This window comes from Acidovorax sp. ACV02 (genome assembly GCF_014851475.1).
Lineage (GTDB): Bacteria > Pseudomonadota > Gammaproteobacteria > Burkholderiales > Burkholderiaceae_C > Acidovorax > Acidovorax delafieldii.
The window spans coordinates 121,079-140,048 of the sequence record NZ_JACUZU010000001.1 but is presented as its reverse complement, the minus strand read 5'-3'; the positions used below and the strand labels follow the sequence as shown (position 1 = coordinate 140,048).

Here is an 18,970-nt window from a genome sequence, read left to right as displayed (position 1 = left end):
AACGCTTTCCGCGTACGGGCTTTTATTTCAGACTGCTGGGACGCTCATGCAAGCCAACCACCCCGACTTCATGGTTTTCACCGGCAATGCCAATCCTGGCATGGCAGCTGAAATTGCCCAACACCTCGGCACCACCCTCGGTGCGGCTGACGTGGGTCGCTTCTCTGACGGTGAAGTCACCGTCGAAATCAAACAAAACGTGCGCGCACGTGATGTTTTCGTGGTGCAGTCCACCTGCGCACCCACCAACGAAAACCTCATGGAACTGCTGATCATGGTCGATGCGCTCAAGCGCGCGTCGGCTGAGCGGATCAGCGCCGTGATTCCTTATTTCGGTTACGCCCGCCAGGACCGCCGCCCCCGCTCTACCCGTGTGCCCATCACGGCCAAGGTGGTGGCCAACATGCTGCAAGCCGTGGGCGTGGCCCGCGTGCTGACCATGGACCTGCACGCTGACCAGATCCAGGGCTTCTTCGATATTCCCGTGGACAACATCTATGCGTCGCCGGTGCTGCTGGGCGACCTGCGCCAGAAGAACTACGAAGATCTGATCGTCGTCTCCCCCGACGTGGGCGGCGTGGTGCGCGCACGTGCCCTGGCCAAGCAACTGAACTGCGATCTGGCCATCATCGACAAGCGCCGTCCTAAGGCCAATGTGTCGGAAGTGATGCACGTGATCGGCGAGATCGAAGGCCGCAACTGCGTGATCATGGACGACATGATCGACACCGCCGGCACGCTGGTGAAGGCTGCCGAAGTGCTCAAGGAGCGCGGTGCCAAGAAGGTGTACGCCTACTGCACGCACCCCATTTTCTCGGGTCCTGCCATCGAACGCATCGCCAAGGGCACAGCCCTCGATGAAGTCGTGGTGACCAACACCATCCCGCTGAGCGACAACGCCAAGGGATGTTCCAAGATTCGCCAACTCTCCGTGGCCCCGCTGATCGCCGAAACGATCCAGCGCATTGCCAAGGGTGAGTCGGTCATGAGTCTGTTCTCGGACCAGGACAACCTGTTCTGACACGCTCCCCCGGGAGCGTTGCAGTCGGATTGCACGCAGGCCTCCTTCGGGAGGCTTGTCTGTTCGAGAGCAATGCGCAGGCCTGCCGCCATGAAGGCGTCACAGGTCTTTTTTAATCGGGGTACGACTGGTCGCGGTCCACCCTTTTCAGGAGCTAACTATGAACTTCGTCGCTTTTGAGCGCGCCAAGCAGGGTACGGGTGCGAGCCGCCGTCTGCGTAATTCGGGCAAGACGCCTGGCATCGTGTACGGTGGTGCTACGGAGCCACAACTGATCGAGGTGGACCACAACGCACTGTGGCACGCCCTCAAGAAGGAAGCGTTCCACTCCAGCGTGCTGGACATGGAAGTGGCTGGCGCCACGTCCAAGGTTGTGCTGCGTGACGTGCAATACCACCCCTACAAGCAACTGGTGCTGCACATCGACTTCCAGCGCGTGGACGACAAGACCAAGCTGCACCTGAAGGTGCCACTGCACTACAGCGGTGCAGAAGAGTCCAACGCCGTCAAGGTGGACAAGTGCATGGTCAACCCGATCGTGAACGAACTGGACGTGACCTGCATGCCTTCGGACCTGCCCGAATTCATCGCTGTGGACCTGTCCAAGCTGGAAAAGGGTGCTTCCCTGCACCTGAAGGACATCAAGCTGCCCAAGGGCGTGGTGGCCAAGGTCCGTGGTGGCCAGAACAACAACCCCGTGCTGGTGTCCGTGGTGCCTCCAGTCGTGGTCGTCGAGACCCCTGCGGAAGCCGCTCCTGCTGCCGATGCCAAGGGCAAGGGCAAGGGCAAGAAGTAATTCGCCGGTCAACGACCTCGATCACTTCACCCGGTCAACCCGCTTTGCGGTGTTGACCACGAAACGGCCCACCTTGCGTGGGCCGTTTTCATTGGTGTGGCGCACTTTGCACGCCGCACCTCTCTCTCGCCGACTGCATCCTCAGGCAGCGGCAGCAATGCCGACGGCCTTTCCACACCCCAGCCACCGATAATCCCGCACATGATCAAGCTGTTTGTAGGCCTGGGAAACCCCGGGCCAGACTACGAGGACACGCGGCACAACGCCGGCTTCTGGTGGATTGACGCCCTGGCGCGCGAACTCAAGACCACGCTGGTGCCCGAGCGCAGTTACCACGGCCTGGTGGCACGCACCACGGTGCACGGCCAGAACGTGTGGCTGCTGGAACCGCAGACCTTCATGAACCTCTCGGGCAAGTCCGTGGCCTCGCTGGCGCGCTTTTTCAAGATCCTGCCCGAGGAAATCCTGGTGGTGCACGACGAACTGGACATCGCACCGGGCCAGGTCAAGCTCAAGCGCGGCGGCAGCCATGCCGGGCACAACGGCCTGCGCGACATCCACGGACAGCTGGGCTCGCCCGACTACTGGCGCCTGCGCATCGGCATCGGCCATCCGGGCGTCAAAAGCGAAGTCGCCAACTGGGTGCTCAAGAAGCCGTCGCCAGACCAGCGCACGCTGATCGAGGACAGCATCGCCCACTCGCTCAAGGCCTACCCCGCTCTGTTGGCGGGGGACATGGAAAAGGCCACGCTGCTCATCCACACCACCAAACCGCCCCGCCCCAAGCCCCCTCGGCCCGTGGAGGACTGAGGGGCCACCAGTCCATCCAGCCGTTGTACTGTGGATATTGCTATTTATTCAATAGCAATCAAGGCATGACCAACTAGCGCAAGCGGTCGGTTTGGCTCAAATTACGTCGGCGTGGACGCCTGCAGCCGCTGAAACTTCTGCCACAGCGTCTCGCGGTTTTCCACATGCTGCGGGTTCACGGGAATGCAGGCCACAGGGCAGACCTGCACACACTGGGGCTCGTCGAAATGCCCTACACATTCTGTGCACTTGTTCGGGTCGATTTCGTAGATCTCCTGCCCCAGGTAGATCGCCTGGTTGGGACACTCGGGCTCGCACACATCGCAGTTGATGCACTCGTCCGTGATCATCAGCGCCATACCGCCTCCCAGTGCACGGGGCCAAAAACAGGGGCAACGGAGCGAGCGGCGCAGTTCATGCTCCGTATTATCCCGCGCCGGTGGCATGTGCCTTGCGTGCCACACTGCAACCCACCACCGCTGACGGGGACGTTTTTACCGTTATGCTGTGTATACACATTAATTTTGACGCCCCTGCGTCTGACCCACCTGCCAACGCACCCCACCCATGGGCCTGTTTTTTCTCAAGCGGTTTGTCACCCTCCTGGCCACGTTGATTGGCGCCTCCATCGTCGTGTTCCTGGTGCTGGAAATCCTGCCGGGCAATGCCGCGCAGATTCTGATGGGTCCCGATGCCTCTCCCGATGCGGTGGCGGCTCTGGCCACCAAGCTGGGTCTGGACCAGCCCGCCAGCCTACGCTACTGGCAATGGGTGAGCGGCCTGGTAGTGGGCAACATGGGCGACAGCTACGCCTACAGCTCGCCCGTGCTCGACCTGGTGCTGGAGCGCCTGGCGCTTACCGTGCCGTTGGCCCTGATGGCCATGGTGATCACCACGGTGCTGGCATTGGCCGCCGGTGTGTACGCCGCGGCGCGCCACAACAAGCTGGGTGACGTGGGCGTGATGGGCTTGGCGCAGATCGGCATTGCCATCCCCAACTTCTGGTTCGCCATCCTGCTGATCCTGCTGTTCTCGGTGAAGCTGCAGTGGTTCTCGGCCGGCGGCTTTCCGGGCTGGACTGAAGACGCTGGCGGCAGCCCGCTAGAAGCCCTCAAAGCCCTGCTGCTGCCCGCCATTGCGCTGGCCGTGGTGCAGGCTGCCATCCTCGCGCGCATCACCCGCTCGGCCGTGCTGGAGGTGCTGCGTGAAGACTTTGTACGCACCGCCCGCGCCAAGGGCCTCACGCAGCGCGCAGCGCTGTGGGGCCATGTGCTGCGCAACGCCATGATCCCGGTGGTCACCGTGATGGGGCTGCAGTTTGCCAACCTGCTGGCGGGCACCATCGTGGTCGAGAACGTGTTCTATCTGCCCGGCCTCGGGCGCCTGATCTTCCAGTCCATCTCCAACCGCGACCTGATCGTGGTGCGCAACTGCGTGATGCTGCTCGCCGCCATGGTGGTGATCGTGAACTTCGTCGTGGACATCCTCTACGCCGTGATCGACCCCCGCGTGAAGGCTTCCGACATCTGATCCCCATGAGCGCCGCCGTGTCCACCCTCTCCTCTTCCACACCCTCCGCCCCCGGCTGGCTGCACCGCGCGCTGCGCCACCGCAGTTTTGTCATCGGTGCGGTGTTGTCGGCGCTGCTGATCCTTGCTGCGCTGCTCTCTTTTGTCTGGACGCCTTGGTCGCCCTACGAGATGGACCTGGCCAACAAGCTGGCGAGTCCCTCCGGCACCCACTGGCTGGGCACGGATGCCTTTGGCCGCGACGTAGCCTCGCTGCTGCTGGTGGGCGCCCGCAACTCCATCCTGGTGGGCGTGATCGCGGTGGGCATCGGCCTGACCCTGGGCACGGCGCTGGGACTGCTGGCCGCCGCCAAGCGCGGCTGGGTGGAAGAGCTGATCATGCGGCTGGCGGACTTCACGTTTGCCTTCCCCCCCATCCTCTCAGCCATCATGATGACGGCGGTGTTTGGTGCAGGCATTGTGAATTCCATCATCGCCATCGGCATCTTCAACATCCCGACGTTTGCACGCGTCACGCGCGCATCGGCCAACGCCGTGTGGTCGCGCGAATACATCCTGGCCTCACGTGCCTGCGGCAAAGGCAGCTGGCGCATCACGCTGGAACACGTGCTGCCCAACATCCTGTCGGTGCTCATCGTGCAGGCCACCATCCAGTTCGCCATCGCCATCCTGGCCGAGGCCGCCCTGTCGTACCTGGGCCTGGGCACCCAGCCGCCCCAGCCCTCTTGGGGCCGCATGCTGAGCGAGGCACAGACACTGATGTTCCAGGCCCCGCTGCTGGCGGTGTGGCCCGGCATGGCGATTGCGCTGGCGGTGCTGGGGCTGAACCTGCTGGGCGACGGGCTGCGCGATTTGCTCGACCCCCGCCTCTCCAGAAAAAGATGACACCCCCTGAGTCGCTTCGCGCCTTCCCCCTCTCTCGCATTGCTGCGCAATGCGGGAGGGGGACACCCCCAGTGCGGCGGGACGGCCCTTGCACGGGGGCGCTGGCTTGGGTCGCGCCAGTTTCACAGACCCGTTTAGCTGAGATGAAATTACTGCGAACGATGACGATCCTCTGCCATGCCTTTGCTTGAAGTCTCCAACCTCCGCATCCGCCTGCAGACGCACCGGGGCCCCGCCGATGCCGTGCGCGGCGTGAGCTTTTCGCTGGCGCGCGGTGAAACCCTGGGCCTGATCGGTGAATCAGGCTGCGGCAAGTCGATCACCGCCATGTCGCTCATGGGCCTGCTGCCCGAGAGTGCACAGGTCACCGGCAGTATCCGCTTTGATGGGCAAGAGCTGGTGGGCCGCACCGATGCACAGATGTGCAAGATGCGCGGCAACCGCATTGGCATGGTGTTCCAGGAGCCCATGACGGCCCTGAACCCCGTGCACACCATTGGCCGCCAGGTGGCGGAGCCGCTGCGCCTGCACCGGGGCATGAATGCAGCAGCCGCACGCACCGAAGCGATTGCCTTGCTGGACCGCGTGGGCATCCCCAACGCCGCACAGCGCTTTGACGCCTACCCGCACCAGTTCTCGGGCGGGCAGCGCCAGCGCATCACCATTGCGATGGCGCTGGCCTGCGGGCCCGACCTGCTGATCGCCGACGAGCCCACCACGGCGCTCGACGTGACCATCCAGCAGCAGATCCTGGACCTCATCAGCGACCTGGTGGCCGAGCGCAACATGGCGCTGATCCTCATCTCGCACGACCTGGGGGTGATCTCGCAGAACGTGGACCGCATGATGGTGATGTACGGCGGCAGCGTGGTCGAAAGCGGCTCCACTGCCTCGGTCTTCTCGGCCATGGCCCACCCTTACACACGCGGGCTGTTCGCCGCCCGGCCCCACCTGGGTGCCGTGCACGCGCCCGGGCAGCGCCCCCGCCTGTCCACCATTCCGGGCACGGTGCCCGAGCTGGTGGACCTGCCCGCTGGCTGCCCGTTTGCAGGACGCTGCAGCTACACGGTGGATGACTGCCACCACAAGCAGCCCGAGGCCACGCTGGTGGCCACCGATGCCGACGGCGACCACCTGGTGCGTTGCCTGCGGCGCGAAGCCATTGCCGAGGCGCAGAGTGCGGACGTGGTCAACGTCATCGAGGTGGCTGCATGACCCACGCCACTCACACCACCGTCGCTCCCACCACCGCGCCGCTGCTCCAGGTGACCGACCTGGTGCGCGAATACACCCTGCCCCGCGAGCACCTGTTCCGTCCCCCGGGCAAGGTGCATGCGCTCAACGGCGTGAACTTCTCGATTGCCTCTGGCCGCAGCCTCGGCATCGTCGGCGAATCGGGCTCGGGCAAGTCCACCCTGGCACGGCTGGTGATGGCGCTCGATGCACCCACCTCCGGCACGGTGGAGCTGCTGGGCCGCAACCTGCACCAGTTGCCAGCCGAGCAGTTGCGCCAGGCGCGGCGCGACTTTCAGATGGTGTTCCAGGACCCGTACGGATCGCTGGACCCGCGCCAGACCGTGGAGCGCATCGTGACCGAACCACTGCAGGCGCAAGGCCAGACCACGCGCGCCGAGCAGCGCGAGCAGGCCGCCCAGGTGCTGTCGCAAGTGGGCCTGCGCACCAACGACCTGGGCAAGTACCCGCACGAATTCTCTGGCGGCCAGCGCCAGCGCATCGCCATTGCGCGCGCCCTCATCACCCGGCCCCGCCTCATCGTGGCCGACGAGCCTGTGAGCGCACTCGACGTGTCGGTACAGGCCCAGGTGCTGAACCTGATGCAGGACCTGCAGCAGCAGTTCGGCATCACCTACATGCTCATCAGCCATGACCTCGCGGTGGTCAACCACCTGTGTGACGAGGTGGTGGTGCTGTACCAGGGCCGCATCGTGGAGCGCGGCTCGCCGGGCGAGCTGTTCCGCAACGCGCAGCACCCGTACACACAGTCGCTGGTGGGCGCCGTGCCGCAGGTGTTGCCCGGCCGCGCGCGGGCGCGCCGTGCGGCAGCCGCTGCGGCAACGGCAAAAACCGCATAACCACATGCAGGTGTGATGGTGTAAAAAGCTTCTTTCCTCCCCGGTAACAAATTGCACCGGGGGTCTTTATGGTTGTTGTCTGGTTTTTTGTCTGGAGAGTCCGAACATGCTGAACCGCCGTACCGTCCTTGCCACTGGCGCCATCGCCGCTGTGCCCTTGACCACCTCGCTTGGCGCCCTGGCGCAAGGCCGCAAAGATGCGGTGACGCTGGCGATGACGCTGGAGCCCCCAGGCCTGGACCCCACCGCCGGTGCGGCATCTGCCATCGCCGAGATCGTTCAGTACAACATCTTCGAGACGCTCACCAAGATCAACCCCGACGGCAGCGTGTCGCCCCTGCTGGCCGAAAGCTGGGAGGTCTCGCCCGACCTCAAGACCTACACCTTCAAGCTGCGCCGTGGCGTGAAGTTCCAGAATGGCGAGCCCTTCACTGCTGCGGCCGTCAAGTTCTCGTACGACCGCGCAGGCGGCGAGAAGAGCACCAATAAGGACAAGCGCACCTTTGCCGGCATCACCACCCAGGTGGTCGACGACTACACCGTGGTGCTGCTCAACAAGGAGATCGACCCCGACCTGCTGTTCGTGCTGGGCCAGGCCACCTCCATCATCGTGGAGCCCAAGAGCGCCGACACCAACGCCAACAAGCCCGTGGGCACCGGCCCCTACCAGCTGCAGGCCTGGAACAAGGGCTCGTCGGTCGTGCTGACCGCCTGGGACGGCTACCGCGACGCCAAGGCCATCAAGATCAAGCGCGCGACCTTCCGCTTCATCTCCGACCCAGCCGCCCAGGTGGCTGCCCTGCTGGCGGGCGACGTGGACGCATTCCCCCGCGTCACGCCGCGCAGCGTGGCGCAGTTCAAGGCCAACCCCAAGTTCCAGGTGGTGGTCAGCGGCTCGCGCGCCAAAACCATCGTGGCCATCAACAACGGCAAGAAGCCGCTGGACGACGTGCGCGTGCGCCGCGCCATTGCCGCAGCCATTGACCGCAAGGCCGTGATCGAAGGCGCGGGCGACGGTTACGGCGCACCCATCGGCAGCCACTACGTGCCCGGCGCGTTTGGCTACGTGGACACCACGGGCGTGAACCCCTACGACCCCGAGAAGGCCAAGAAGCTGCTGGCCGAGGCCGGCATCAAGACGCCGCTGGAGCTGACCATGACGCTGCCCCCCACGCCTTACGCCCGCCAGGGCGGCGAGGTGGTGGCTGCCCAGCTGGCCAAGGTCGGCATCATCGCCAAGATCCAGAACGTGGAATGGGCGCAGTGGCTCAGCGGGACCTACGGCAGCAAGAACTACGACCTGACCATCATCAGCCACGTGGAGCCCTTTGACCTGGGCAACTTTGCCAAGCCCGACTACTACTGGGCCTACAACTCGCCCAAGTTCAACGACCTGTTCAGCCAGATCAAGAACGCCGCCCGCCCCGCCGACCGCGCCAAGCTGCTGGGCGATGCGCAGCGCCTGCTGGCCAACGATGCGGTGCACGCCTTCCTGTACTCCAACCAGTGGATCACGGTGGCCAACAAGAACCTCAAGGGCCTGTGGAAAGACATGCCCGTGTTCGTGAACGACATCTCCGCGCTGTCCTGGTCCTGAAAGCCACGCGCCGCAACGCGGTGCGTGCAGGAGTCAAGACTCCTAAAACAATAGCTGCCAGCGCTTTACCCACTAGCGCTTGCAGCCTTTTTTATTGATAAACATCGCTACGGCGACCACCCACCCCGCCATGACCGAACTGCACGACCTGCCCGCCCACGACCTGATTGCCGCCTACCGCCAGCGCAAGCTGTCACCGGTCGAGGTCACGCAGTCCGTGCTGGCCCACATCGAACGGTGGGAGCCCCATATCAAAGCCACCTACCTGCTGCGCCCCGAGGCCGCCCTGGCCCAGGCCCGTGCCTCCGAGGCCCGCTGGCTGCGCGGCGAGCCCAAGGGGCTGCTCGACGGCGTGCCCAGCACCATCAAGGAAAACATTGCCACCGAAGGCGACCCCACCCCGCTGGGCACGGCCGCCGTCGAGCTGGTGCCCGCCGCAGCTGACGCCCCCCCCGCCGCCCGCATGCGCGAGGCAGGTGCCGTCATCGTCGCCAAGACCACCATGCCCGACTACGGCATGTTGTCATCCGGCCTGTCCACCTTTCACCCGCTGTCGCGCAACCCCTGGGACGTGAGCAAGGGCCCGGGCGGCTCCAGCGCCGGCGGTGGCGCGGCGGCCGCTGCGGGCTACGGCCCGCTGCACATCGGCACCGACATTGGTGGCTCGCTGCGCCTGCCTGCCAGCTGGTGCGGCATCTTCAGCCTCAAGCCCAGCCTGGGCCGCATCCCGATTGACCCGCCCTACACCGGCCGCGCCGCCGGCCCCATGACCCGCACCGTGGCCGACGCCGCGCTGATGATGCAGGTGCTGAGCCAGCCCGACGCGCGCGACAGCATGAGCCTGCCCTACCAGGACATCGCCTGGAGCCAGTTCAACAAGGGCGCCGAGCGCCTGCGCGGCCTGCGCATCGGCCTGCTGCTGGATGCAGGCTGCGGCCTGCCGGTGGAGCCCGAGGTGAAGGCCGCCGTGGAGCGCGCAGCCCAACTCATGGAAGCCGCCGGCGCCACCATCGTGCCCATGGCACCTTTCATGACCCAGGCCATGCTCGACGGCATGGACCACTTCTGGCGCATGCGTTCCCACATCGACCTGCAGGCCCTGCCGGCGGCGCGGCGCGACAAGGTGCTGCCCTACATCCGCACCTGGGCCGACAGTGCCGCCGGCATGAGCGGCACCGAGGTCTTCACCGCCAGCCACCAGTTCCACCTGACGCGCGTGGCCGCCGTCAAGGCCTGCAGCGCGTTCGACTATGTGATCTCGCCCGTGGCGCCCAACGTCGCCTTCCAGGCCGAGCTGCCCTCGCCCACCAACGACCCGCTGCGCCCGCTGGAACACATCGGCTTTACCGTGCCGTTCAACATGTCCGAGCAACCTGCGGCCTCGGTCAACTGCGGCTACACCCGCGCTGGTTTGCCCATCGGCCTGCAGATTGCGGGCGCACGTTTTGACGACCTTGGCGTGCTGCAGGTCGCGCACGCGTTCGAGCTGATCCGCGAACCCCAGCGGGCATGGCCCCAGCCGCCTGCGGCATAACCCTGCATCTGTCGTGCGTTGTTGTTGGTAACCTTGGGGGAATACGCTCTGACGCTGGCACCACCGCTGGAGCCCCCACCTCACAAACCACCATCCCACCACCGCATGGACATCATCATCCTGGCGATCCTCATCGCCACCGGCACCTTCATGCTCAACGCCAAAGAGCAGCGCAAGCGCATTGCGCTGCTGGGCAAACACCTGGCCAACTACCAGATCGAAAAGCTGATGGAGGCGCTGACCGACGGCTACCTGCGCGCCCTGGGTGAAAGCACCGACGAGCGCCGCAGCCAGATCTGGAGCCTGCTGAGCACCACCGAGTCGCAACTGAGCGAGCAGTTCAGCCGCTTTGCCGCCGACTTTGCCAAGGTGGACGAAGCCCACGCCCGCGTCAGCCGGCTCTCCGTGCCGATCCCGTTTGCCGACAAGCTGCTGCCCGCCATGACCTTTGACGTGCGCCGAGCGCTCGCCATCCACGCGCGCGGCATTGCCCATGTGGTGCAGAACACCAGCCACCTGTCGCCCAAGGACCGCGCCTACATGATGACGGCCGAGCTGTTTCTGATGCAGCACACCTGCCACTGGTACTGCAAGTCCAAAACCGTGGCCAGCGCCCGCATGCTGGCGCGGCACCAGACGCCGCATGAACAGCTCGTGGCGTCGGTGTCTGCCGAAACCCGCAACGCCTACCTGACCTTGATCAACGGCGGCTGAGCCCAGCGACCCAACAATGCCCCATGCCATCCTCCACGCACACCCGCATGACCGACAGCCTGGGCAACCCCATCACGCTGCACGACGAGGCCAGCGCGACGGCGCTGAATGACTTTGTAGAAGGCTTCATCGCCTGCGAGGCCCGCGCGGTGAACGTGCTGAACGCGGCGGCCGACACCAGCCCCATCGTTCAGGCCAGCTGCGCCGCACTGCACATGTTTGCCGAGTCGGCCGACGCTCCGCACAACGCCCGCCCCCTCATCGACCAGGCCCTGGCTCGCGCGGCAGAGGCTACCGAGCGTGAACAACGCTTTGTGGCCGCCATCGCCGCCTGGGTGGATGGCGACCTGCCCCGCGCCATTGCGCTGCACGAGGAGCAAGCCCGCCTGCACCCGCGCGACCTCGCCTCCCTCAAGCTCGGCCAATACCATTTGTTCAACCGGGGCGACTCGCCCGGCATGCTGCGCCTGGCGCTGCAGGCCCTGCCCGCAGCGGCCGAGGTGCCCTACCTGCACGGCATGCTGGCCTTTGGCTGGGAGCAATGCCACCGCCTGCAAGAGGCTGAAAGCGCCGCACGCCACGCCATCACCCTGTGCCGCAAAGAGCCCTGGGCCCACCACGCGCTGGCCCACGTCATGCTGACCCTGGGCCGCATCCGCGAAGGTACCGATTTCATGGCCAGCATGAGCGACACCTGGACGGGCCTGAACTCCTTCATGGTCACGCACAACTGGTGGCACCAGGCGCTGTTTTTGCTGGAGCAGGACCGGCATGCCGAAGTGCTGGCGCTCTACGACCAGCAGGTGTGGGGCGTGGTCAAGGAATACACGCAAGACCAGATCAACGCCGTGTCACTGCTCGCCCGGCTGGAGTTGGCAGGCGTGGATGTCGGCGACCGCTGGACCGACGTGGCCGATCACCTGGCACTGCGCCTGGCCGACCATGTACTGCCCTTTCTGGACCTGCAATACCTCTACGGCCTGGCCCGCGCCGGGCACATGGAGGCCGCGCGCACGCTGCAAAACAACATCACCGCCCACGCGGCCACCCGCACCGAGGCGCAGGAGCGCACCGTGTGGCAACAGGTGTGCGTGCCCGCCGCCCACGGCCTGCTGGCGCATGCGCAGGGCGACTGGGCGACGGCGGTGGAGAAGCTGGGCGTGGCCCTGCCCCGGCTGGTGGAGATTGGCGGCAGCCATGCGCAGCGGGATCTGTTTCACCAGATCTGGCTGGATGCACTGCAGCGCAACGGGCAGTGGGCAGCGGTGCAGAACGTGTTACAGCCGATGGTGAATGGGCAGCCGGAGTCGGTGCGGCTGGCTAGGCAGGTGGGGGTGGTGTGTGCCGCGTTGGAATTACCTGTAGGCTGTGGCCGCAGATAAGACCCGCCGTTTCGCCCACTTGCCCCGGCCATTACATCGGCTTAGCTATGTCTTCCCCCCGCAAATTCATCTCGGAGTTCGGACTACACGTCTGCACAAGTTACTGCTGGCTGCTGCAACAAGACGGACTTAGTCAGCTCGGCGAGCTTCCGGACGATCCTCACATTTACATCGTCGGACGACGACCGAGAATTTCAATTGATCCTCAGTCCGTCGTGTTCACTTCTGACACTATTTCTGGACGCTGCTTCAAACATGTGCGCGACGAGAAGATTGAGATTCCATTTATTGCTATGAACGAGCTAGGGTGCTTGGACTTATCTGTGCAATCGAGCTATCCGTATACGGAAGTGGCATTCGTTGCGTCAGATGGAAAACCACTGCTTTCCGCAAAGTCAGCAATGCTCTTGGGACTTTGCGGGCCAAAGTACTGGGAGCACTTGGATCTTGAAGTGCTTTATGTCGGGCAATCGTACGGCGACGGCGGTTCCAGAACAGCAGTGGAACGGCTTCAGAGTCATTCGACTCTCCAGAGTATTTATGCCGAGGCCATTCGACAATCCCCTGACCAAGAAATCTGGCTAGTTCTACTTTGCTTTGAACGTTACATGCTTGCGAGCTTCGATGGCATCACAAAGAAATATCAGACGACTGAGGAAGAGGATGACCGCCACAGACGTGAAGTAATTTACAACCCGGTGTCGGAACAACAAGAGGTCAATTTCACTGAAGGTGCTCTTATCAAATACTTTCGACCAGAGTTCAACATTAAGTACAAAAACTCATTTCCAAATCCTGCGCACGCCACGTACGAGGAGTGCTATGCGGTCGACCTGAATGCAGTTGCCGTAGAAGTGCAGACCGAGGACTTGATGCTGCGTCTCTGGTCGTCGGCTATTGCTCCGCAGTGGACTCATATTGCTAAGTACCCACTTCACAGCGACCAACAGAGGCGGTCAATGTTTGAGTTAGTTTGAAGATCGCCTTGACTGAAATAGAGACTACTAAGTCTCAACGTCAGCAAATTTAAACCTCACCTCACCACCAGCTTCGTCTGGTCATAAACCGGCTGCTCCGGCAAATCCGCCAGGTGCCGCACATCAGCCCAGTCCAGCACTTCCACCGCTTCTCCACTCACCCGCACGCGGTTGAGACCCGCGTTGGGAATGTCGCTCTGGCGCGGGCCATCCAGCCCCGTGCCGCGTGCAGTGCGCCAGATCATGTCGAGCACGCCGCCATGGGTGACCACCATCACGGTCTGGCCGCTGTGCTGCTGGGCGATGCGGTACACGGCATCCATCACCCGGGAGTGGAACTGGCGGGTGGTCTCGCCGCCGGGCATGCCGTAGTCGGCTTCAAAACGCAGCCACTGGTTCCATGCGTCGGCATGTTCCTGCTTGACGTCGTCCACGCGCTTGCCGTCCACCACGCCAAAGTTTTGCTCGCGCAGGGCGCTGTCGGTGAGGGTGTCGATGCGGGCCTCAGGGAACAGCACCTGCAGGCTGGGTGTGGCGGTCTGCTGGGTGCGGATGAGGTCGCTGCAGATGAGGTGGTGCACCACGGGGCGCTCTGCGGCCAGGCGTTCGGCCAGGCGGCGGGCCTGTTCGTGGCCAGTGGCGTTGAGGGGTACGTCCACATGGCCCTGAAAGCGCAGCTCGCGGTTCCAGTCGGTCTCGCCGTGGCGGATCAGGATGAGTTCGGTCATGCGTGTCATTATCGAATGTACACACACGATTGCAAGGTTTTTTGGCCGCTACCGCCCGTCCAGCATGCCTGAATAGCTATTATTTTTATAACAAAACAACGACAGGCACTACCGCATGGGCACGACCAGCACCTTGCGGCGCGGCTGGCAGCCGGGGCCTTCGTGGGGTGCGCTGTCGCGCTCCCAGCCCGGGCCGGGCGAGGTTTGTGCGCACACACGCTGGCCATCGACCAGGCTGCGCCAGTAATACCAGGGCGCGGGGGCGGCCTGCACCAGCAGCGGGGCCAGCAGGACCAGCGCGAACAAAAGGCGGGGGGCGAAAGGCATGGGCAAACAAAGCATCCAGCGTGTCCCGCCCATGCTACGCAGCCTGCGCCGGGCCGATGCCCTGAAAAGCGGTGGAATGGTCGGTCACGGCTTTTCAGCCGTGATGATCCAGCCTTCCAGCGGATCGAGCCCCGGCGGCAGGCCGTAAAGCGCATCGCCTTCGGCATGGCACTGCTGCGCCCAGGCGGCTTGCAGCAGGCACAGCACGGCGTCCAGGCTGTCGCCGCTGGCGTCATCCACCAGGGTGTCGCGCTGGGCATGGCTGAGCTTGAGGCGCAGGCCGAGGCGGGTCTGGCCCAGCTCCAGCGCGTTGACCAGGTCTTTGCGGGCGATGAGGCGGTCGGGGGTCTGCTTGGCGCGGTCGTCGCTTTTGTAGCTGCGCCGCTGCAGCACCTCACGCGCGAGCAGGCCGGGGTAGGCCTCCAGCGCCACGCGGCGGGGGTCGCCTGCGTACAGGCCGGGCAGGTGCACGCCCGCGTCCAGCAGCAGCGGCAGGCCCGCGTGCAGCATGTAGGCCACGGGCGGGTTCACCCATTTCATCGAGGGGCTGGAGCCTGCAGGCCCGTCGGTGGCGCGGTGGGCAAACTTGCCGCCCACGGGGCGCGCGCCGCAGAACGCCGCAAACTGTGCGCGGATCTGCTCGCGGCTGAGGCCGCGGTAGTGCTGCATGCAGGCGTGCCAATCGGTGGGCCAGCCCAGCGCCTGCACCAGCTCGCGCGGCAGGCCAAAAGGCAGGTCGAGCCCGCCCACCCAGTCGCCGGGCTGCGCCAGCCACTGGCCGAACGCGGCCAGGGTGTCGAACGGCTGCAGCGTGGTGAGCGACACGCGCGCGCCCTGGCGCTGGCCCAGCGCCAGCACGATGGGTTTGCGCCGCGTGGGGCTGCTGGAGAAGTCGCAGCCCAGCAGCAGAGGTTGTGGTGCGGCAGCCGTCATCCCAAGGCCAGCGCCGTGACGCCTGCAGCAATGCACAGCGCACCTAAGATGCGCGCCACGCGGTCACCCTCGCCCAGCAGGTGCCCGCCGATCAACGCGGCAAACAGCATGGACACCTCGCGCGCCGGGGCCACGTGCGACAGGGGTGCCTGCTGCATGGCGTACAACACCAGCACATAGGCCACCGGGCTCACCACCGCCACGGCCAAGGCAAAACGCCACTGCGCCAGCCACAGGGTGCGGGCGGTGGGCAGGTCGCGCAGCACCACGGGCGCCAGCAGGCCCACACGCACAAAGTTGCCCATGTAGTCCACCAGGATGGGCGACATCAGCAGAAACTTGACCGCATAGCCGTCGACCACCGTGTAGCTGGCAATGAAGGCCCCCGTGAGCAAGCCGTACAACATGCCCTTGTGCACCCGCGCCCGCGCGGCAGGGTCGTGCGCGGCGCGCAGCAGGCCCGGGCCACCCGCAATCAGGAACACGCCCCCCACCACGCCCACGATGCCCAAGGCACCCAGCGCCGAGATCTGCTCGCCCAGCAGCGTGATAGCCACCAGCGACGACAACAGCGGCCCCGAGCCGCGCGCCAGCGGGTAGACCACGGTGAGGTCCGCCACACGGTAGCCGCGCAGCAGGATGACGAAGTACGCCACATGCAGTAGCCCGCTGGCGGCGACAAAACCCCACTCCACCGCGCCCCACTGCGGCACCGCGTCGCGCCCCAGGTACCAGCCCAGCGGCGCCCAGACGACCATCATGATCACCGAGGTGAAGAACGCAAACCGCGAGTCCCCCCCGGCCTTCTTGGCCACGATGTTCCAGCACGCGTGGATGAGGCCGGCGAGGATGATGAGGGCGAAGGCGGTAAAGGTCACGGGTCAGAAAGAGAGAGGGCTGGAATGCAAAAAGCCGCAGCGCAATGGCGGCTGCGGCTTGGATTGAAGGGCTAGGTACCGCTCACGGCATCGGCAACTGGCGCGGCCCCGGCCGGGGGGCCACCGTGCAAGGGCCGCCCCGCCGCACCGGTGGCGTCCCCCTGCCCGCACCGCGCAGCGGTGCGAGAGCGGGGGGAAGGCGCGCAGCGCCTCAGGGGGGTGATCCCTAAGCTCGGCCGATGATGGAGGCCGTGGCCATCAACTCTTCAAGCAGCGCAAACGACACCTTGCCCGACACCGCATACGGGTCCAGTTCGGGCTTTTCGGAGTATTTGAGCAGGATGGAGTGGTTGATCTTGGAGAGGTTGACCTGCCCCATGGTCCAGCCGCCAAAGCGGCGCTCGGCGATTTCTTCGTAGTGCAGCAGCTCCACGTTCTTGTGGCGCGTGTCCTTCTGGATGTGGCCATACAACTCGCTCACCGCAGAGCGCCCGCCCTCGATGGCTTGCAAAAACACGCCGCCGCCGTAGCACAGCACGCCGGTGATGCCGCTGCCGGGGTTGTGCTGGCGCGATTGCGTCAGGATGGCTTCAATGGCGGCGGGCGAGGTATCGACCGCGCGACTGGCGTAAAGCAGGCGTACCAGCATGGTCAGTTCTTTCCAGGGATGAGGGACAAAAATTCACGGCGCAAAGCGCTGTCCTTGAGGAACACGCCACGCATGACCGAGTTGATCATGCGGCTGTCGTTGTCGCGCACGCCGCGCCAGGACATGCAGAAGTGGCTGGCTTCCATGACGATGGCCAGGCCGTCGGGCTGGGTCTTTTCCATGATCAGGTCGGCCAGCTGCACCACGGCTTCTTCCTGGATCTGGGGGCGGCCCATGATCCAGTCCACCAGGCGCGCGTATTTGCTCAGGCCGATCACGTTGGTGTGCTCGTTGGGCATCACGCCGATCCAGATCTTGCCGATGACGGGGCAGAAGTGGTGGCTGCAGGCACTGCGCACGGTGAGCGGGCCCACGATCATCAGCTCGTTCAAGTGCTCGGCGTTCGGGAATTCGGTGATGGGCGGCTGCGCCACATAGCGGCCGCGGAACACCTCGTTGAGGTACATCTTGGCCACGCGGCGCGCGGTGTTGTTGGTGTTGTGGTCGCCTTCGGTGTTGATGACCAGGCTGTCGAGCACGCCCTGCATCTTGACCTCGACCTCGTCGAGCAGCTTTTCCAGCTCGCCGGGCTCGATGAATTCGGCAATGTTGTCGTTGGCGTGAAAGCGCTTGCGCGCGGCGGCAAGGCGTTCTCGGATCTTGACGGAAACGGGCGTGCCTTCGTCCGGTGAGGTGGGCGTCATATCGGCGGCAGGTTGGCTGGACATGGCTGGCATCGTACCAGCGAACCCAGTTTGATCAATTACAAGGGTTTTAGACAGCAAGCGCTAGTGAAATATGCCTGAGCAGCTATAAATAATATAGCAAACTCGATAAAGGCGCTCTCAATACCGCTTGCCCGTCACCCACAGCGCCAGGCGCATGAGACCAAACGCCACGCGGTCCAGCACCCGCTGGCGCAGCGGGCGGCCGGCATAGCGCGCAGGGTCCATGCGGCGGCCCGCGTGCTGCATGGCGTGCACCAGGCGCTGGCGCAGGTCGATGGCAAAGGCGGCGTCTTCCACCACCACGTTGGCCTCGCGCGCCAGCAGCAGCGAGAGCGGGTCGAGGTTGGACGAGCCCACCGTGGCCCAGGGCCGGTCGCCCTGCGCATCGATGACGGCCACCTTGGCGTGCAGAAAGCTCGGGGCGTACTCGTAGATCTCGACCCCCGCCTCCAGCAGCGCGCCGTACACGGGACGGGCCGCGTGGTACTGCATGAAGTATTCGTACCGTCCCTGCAACAGCAGGCGCACCCGCACGCCCCGGCGCGCGGCCATCACCAGCGCGCGGCGCAGCTTGCCGCCGGGCATGAAGTAGGCATTGGCAATGATGACCTCGTGCCGTGCTGCGCCGATGGCGCGGCGGTAGGCCTTCTCGATGCGGCTGCGGTTGCGCACGTTGTCGCGCAGCACCAGGGTGGCGCGCACAGGCGGGCCTGCGCCAGGGTCGCCGCGCTGCTCCGCGTGCCGTGCCGCGCTGGCCGCGCGCAAGGCCTGCAGGGCCTCCGGCAAGCGGCGCTGGCGTGCATCGCGCACGGCCTGCATGCGCCACCAGAGCTGGTCCATCGTGTCGCTGGCCGATGCCACCAGGCTGCCCGTGGCCCGCACGGCAAAGTCAAAACGGGGGGCCTCCAGCGCGCCGTGGTTAGGGTCGTGAAAGTCGTCCAGCACATTGATGCCGCCGCAAAACAGCACCCGCCCATCCACCACACACAGCTTGCGGTGCAGGCGCCGCCAGCGGTGCGGCAGCAGCAGCCCCAGCGGCCCCAGCGGCGAATACACGCTGCACAGCACCCCGGCGGCCTGGAACTGCTCGGCCCAGGCCTTGGGCAACGCACCCGTGCCCACGCCATCGACCACCAGATGGGTGCGCACGCCGCGCGCTGCAGCGCGCATCAGCGCCTGGGCCACGGTGGCTCCGGCGCCGGTGAAGTCAAAGATGTAGGTCTCGAACTGGATGTCCGCCATCGCAGCATCCATGGCCTCGGTGAGCGCCGGAAAGAACTCCTCGGCGCCTTGCAGCAGCCGGACCTGGTGGTCGTCGGCGGGCCCGGTGCCCGGGGCCTGCACAAAGGACTTGCGCCTCATCCCGTCACCCCGCCACCGCGCACACCC

20 protein-coding genes are annotated in these 18,970 nt (G+C 65.1%); 12 read left to right on the top strand and 8 right to left on the bottom strand.

Annotated features, from left to right (window positions below; translation table 11 throughout):
* Positions 1-46 precede the first annotated feature (46 nt).
* The 3 genes from IB236_RS00705 (at position 47) to pth (ending at position 2,627) form a co-directional block, all read left to right on the top strand.
* Complete coding sequence (locus IB236_RS00705; protein WP_056060480.1) at positions 47-1,021, top strand: ribose-phosphate pyrophosphokinase; 975 nt, start codon at positions 47-49, stop codon at positions 1,019-1,021.
* A gap of 160 nt (positions 1,022-1,181) precedes the next feature.
* On the top strand, positions 1,182-1,817 hold the full coding sequence (locus tag IB236_RS00700) for a 50S ribosomal protein L25/general stress protein Ctc (RefSeq protein WP_056060476.1): 636 nt from the start codon (positions 1,182-1,184) through the stop codon (positions 1,815-1,817).
* A 201-nt stretch (positions 1,818-2,018) separates the two neighbouring features.
* Positions 2,019-2,627: an aminoacyl-tRNA hydrolase gene (pth, locus tag IB236_RS00695; RefSeq protein ID WP_056747313.1), complete on the top strand. Its 609-nt coding sequence runs from the start codon at positions 2,019-2,021 to the stop codon at positions 2,625-2,627.
* Between the two features lie 101 nt (positions 2,628-2,728).
* On the opposite strand, the gene IB236_RS00690 is transcribed toward pth, so the two are convergent.
* The gene (locus IB236_RS00690; RefSeq protein WP_099731061.1) at positions 2,729-2,986 is read right to left on the bottom strand and encodes a YfhL family 4Fe-4S dicluster ferredoxin; all 258 of its coding nucleotides are present in this window, start codon (positions 2,984-2,986) and stop codon (positions 2,729-2,731) included.
* A gap of 208 nt (positions 2,987-3,194) precedes the next feature.
* Between IB236_RS00690 and IB236_RS00685 the strand changes: the two genes are divergently transcribed.
* The 9 genes from IB236_RS00685 (at position 3,195) to IB236_RS00645 (ending at position 13,338) form a co-directional block, all read left to right on the top strand.
* Positions 3,195-4,157 carry an ABC transporter permease gene (locus tag IB236_RS00685; protein ID WP_056060468.1) on the top strand — a complete coding sequence of 321 codons (963 nt, stop codon included), beginning with the start codon at positions 3,195-3,197 and terminating at the stop codon, positions 4,155-4,157.
* Positions 4,158-4,162: 5 nt separating this feature from the next.
* On the top strand, positions 4,163-5,041 hold the full coding sequence (locus IB236_RS00680) for an ABC transporter permease (RefSeq protein WP_192418252.1): 879 nt from the start codon (positions 4,163-4,165) through the stop codon (positions 5,039-5,041).
* Between the two features lie 177 nt (positions 5,042-5,218).
* Positions 5,219-6,256 (top strand): ABC transporter ATP-binding protein, encoded by a 1,038-nt coding sequence (locus tag IB236_RS00675; RefSeq protein ID WP_192418250.1) that lies wholly within the window; start codon positions 5,219-5,221, stop codon positions 6,254-6,256.
* Entirely contained in the window at positions 6,253-7,134 is an 882-nt protein-coding gene (locus IB236_RS00670; protein ID WP_192418248.1) for an ATP-binding cassette domain-containing protein, read from the top strand. Before IB236_RS00675 ends, IB236_RS00670 begins: the two co-directional genes overlap by 4 nt.
* Positions 7,135-7,240: 106 nt before the next feature.
* Positions 7,241-8,731, top strand: coding sequence for an ABC transporter substrate-binding protein (locus IB236_RS00665; protein ID WP_056747308.1), 1,491 nt, complete (start codon positions 7,241-7,243; stop codon positions 8,729-8,731).
* Positions 8,732-8,861: 130 nt separating this feature from the next.
* Positions 8,862-10,265, top strand: a complete 1,404-nt coding sequence (locus IB236_RS00660; RefSeq protein ID WP_146869835.1) for an amidase — start codon at positions 8,862-8,864, stop codon at positions 10,263-10,265.
* A 105-nt stretch (positions 10,266-10,370) separates the two neighbouring features.
* On the top strand, positions 10,371-10,979 hold the full coding sequence (locus IB236_RS00655) for a hypothetical protein (RefSeq protein WP_015012762.1): 609 nt from the start codon (positions 10,371-10,373) through the stop codon (positions 10,977-10,979).
* A 23-nt stretch (positions 10,980-11,002) separates the two neighbouring features.
* The gene (locus IB236_RS00650) at positions 11,003-12,361 is read left to right on the top strand and encodes a tetratricopeptide repeat protein (RefSeq protein WP_192418247.1); all 1,359 of its coding nucleotides are present in this window, start codon (positions 11,003-11,005) and stop codon (positions 12,359-12,361) included.
* Positions 12,362-12,408: 47 nt separating this feature from the next.
* A complete protein-coding gene (locus IB236_RS00645; protein ID WP_146869837.1) occupies positions 12,409-13,338 on the top strand; it encodes a hypothetical protein in 930 nt (309 codons plus the stop codon).
* Between the two features lie 56 nt (positions 13,339-13,394).
* On the opposite strand, the gene IB236_RS00640 is transcribed toward IB236_RS00645, so the two are convergent.
* The 7 genes from IB236_RS00640 to clsB all read right to left on the bottom strand — a co-directional run bounded on the left by IB236_RS00640 (position 13,395) and on the right by clsB (position 18,943).
* Entirely contained in the window at positions 13,395-14,066 is a 672-nt protein-coding gene (locus tag IB236_RS00640) for a histidine phosphatase family protein (RefSeq protein WP_146869838.1), read from the bottom strand.
* Positions 14,067-14,174: 108 nt separating this feature from the next.
* On the bottom strand, positions 14,175-14,393 hold the full coding sequence (locus IB236_RS00635; protein ID WP_146869839.1) for a hypothetical protein: 219 nt from the start codon (positions 14,391-14,393) through the stop codon (positions 14,175-14,177).
* Between the two features lie 84 nt (positions 14,394-14,477).
* Positions 14,478-15,326 (bottom strand): DUF429 domain-containing protein, encoded by an 849-nt coding sequence (locus tag IB236_RS00630; RefSeq protein WP_192418246.1) that lies wholly within the window; start codon positions 15,324-15,326, stop codon positions 14,478-14,480.
* Positions 15,323-16,204: a DMT family transporter gene (locus IB236_RS00625; protein WP_192418245.1), complete on the bottom strand. Its 882-nt coding sequence runs from the start codon at positions 16,202-16,204 to the stop codon at positions 15,323-15,325. The genes IB236_RS00630 and IB236_RS00625 overlap by 4 nt, the downstream gene beginning before the upstream one ends.
* A gap of 226 nt (positions 16,205-16,430) precedes the next feature.
* The gene (locus IB236_RS00620) at positions 16,431-16,853 is read right to left on the bottom strand and encodes a BLUF domain-containing protein (RefSeq protein WP_056060427.1); all 423 of its coding nucleotides are present in this window, start codon (positions 16,851-16,853) and stop codon (positions 16,431-16,433) included.
* A gap of 2 nt (positions 16,854-16,855) precedes the next feature.
* Entirely contained in the window at positions 16,856-17,581 is a 726-nt protein-coding gene (gene folE, locus IB236_RS00615) for a GTP cyclohydrolase I (protein ID WP_060986750.1), read from the bottom strand.
* Between the two features lie 117 nt (positions 17,582-17,698).
* Positions 17,699-18,943: a cardiolipin synthase ClsB gene (gene clsB / locus IB236_RS00610; RefSeq protein ID WP_192418244.1), complete on the bottom strand. Its 1,245-nt coding sequence runs from the start codon at positions 18,941-18,943 to the stop codon at positions 17,699-17,701.
* Positions 18,944-18,970 lie beyond the last annotated feature (27 nt).

Bases quoted from the DNA above. Each gene is read 5' to 3' on its own strand.
- IB236_RS00660 (WP_146869835.1), top strand. From the start codon at position 8,862: ATGACCGAACTGCACGACCTGCCCGCCCACGACCTGATTGCCGCCTAC.
- IB236_RS00630 (WP_192418246.1), bottom strand. From the start codon at position 15,326: ATGACGGCTGCCGCACCACAACCTCTGCTGCTGGGCTGCGACTTCTCC.
- IB236_RS00665 (WP_056747308.1), top strand. From the start codon at position 7,241: ATGCTGAACCGCCGTACCGTCCTTGCCACTGGCGCCATCGCCGCTGTG.
- IB236_RS00680 (WP_192418252.1), top strand. From the start codon at position 4,163: ATGAGCGCCGCCGTGTCCACCCTCTCCTCTTCCACACCCTCCGCCCCC.
- IB236_RS00640 (WP_146869838.1), bottom strand. From the start codon at position 14,066: ATGACCGAACTCATCCTGATCCGCCACGGCGAGACCGACTGGAACCGC.
- IB236_RS00650 (WP_192418247.1), top strand. From the start codon at position 11,003: ATGCCATCCTCCACGCACACCCGCATGACCGACAGCCTGGGCAACCCC.
- IB236_RS00620 (WP_056060427.1), bottom strand. From the start codon at position 16,853: ATGCTGGTACGCCTGCTTTACGCCAGTCGCGCGGTCGATACCTCGCCC.
- IB236_RS00655 (WP_015012762.1), top strand. From the start codon at position 10,371: ATGGACATCATCATCCTGGCGATCCTCATCGCCACCGGCACCTTCATG.
- IB236_RS00675 (WP_192418250.1), top strand. From the start codon at position 5,219: ATGCCTTTGCTTGAAGTCTCCAACCTCCGCATCCGCCTGCAGACGCAC.
- IB236_RS00705 (WP_056060480.1), top strand. From the start codon at position 47: ATGCAAGCCAACCACCCCGACTTCATGGTTTTCACCGGCAATGCCAAT.
- clsB (WP_192418244.1), bottom strand. From the start codon at position 18,943: ATGAGGCGCAAGTCCTTTGTGCAGGCCCCGGGCACCGGGCCCGCCGAC.
- IB236_RS00635 (WP_146869839.1), bottom strand. From the start codon at position 14,393: ATGCCTTTCGCCCCCCGCCTTTTGTTCGCGCTGGTCCTGCTGGCCCCG.
- IB236_RS00670 (WP_192418248.1), top strand. From the start codon at position 6,253: ATGACCCACGCCACTCACACCACCGTCGCTCCCACCACCGCGCCGCTG.
- folE (WP_060986750.1), bottom strand. From the start codon at position 17,581: ATGTCCAGCCAACCTGCCGCCGATATGACGCCCACCTCACCGGACGAA.
- IB236_RS00700 (WP_056060476.1), top strand. From the start codon at position 1,182: ATGAACTTCGTCGCTTTTGAGCGCGCCAAGCAGGGTACGGGTGCGAGC.
- IB236_RS00685 (WP_056060468.1), top strand. From the start codon at position 3,195: ATGGGCCTGTTTTTTCTCAAGCGGTTTGTCACCCTCCTGGCCACGTTG.
- pth (WP_056747313.1), top strand. From the start codon at position 2,019: ATGATCAAGCTGTTTGTAGGCCTGGGAAACCCCGGGCCAGACTACGAG.
- IB236_RS00690 (WP_099731061.1), bottom strand. From the start codon at position 2,986: ATGGCGCTGATGATCACGGACGAGTGCATCAACTGCGATGTGTGCGAG.
- IB236_RS00645 (WP_146869837.1), top strand. From the start codon at position 12,409: ATGTCTTCCCCCCGCAAATTCATCTCGGAGTTCGGACTACACGTCTGC.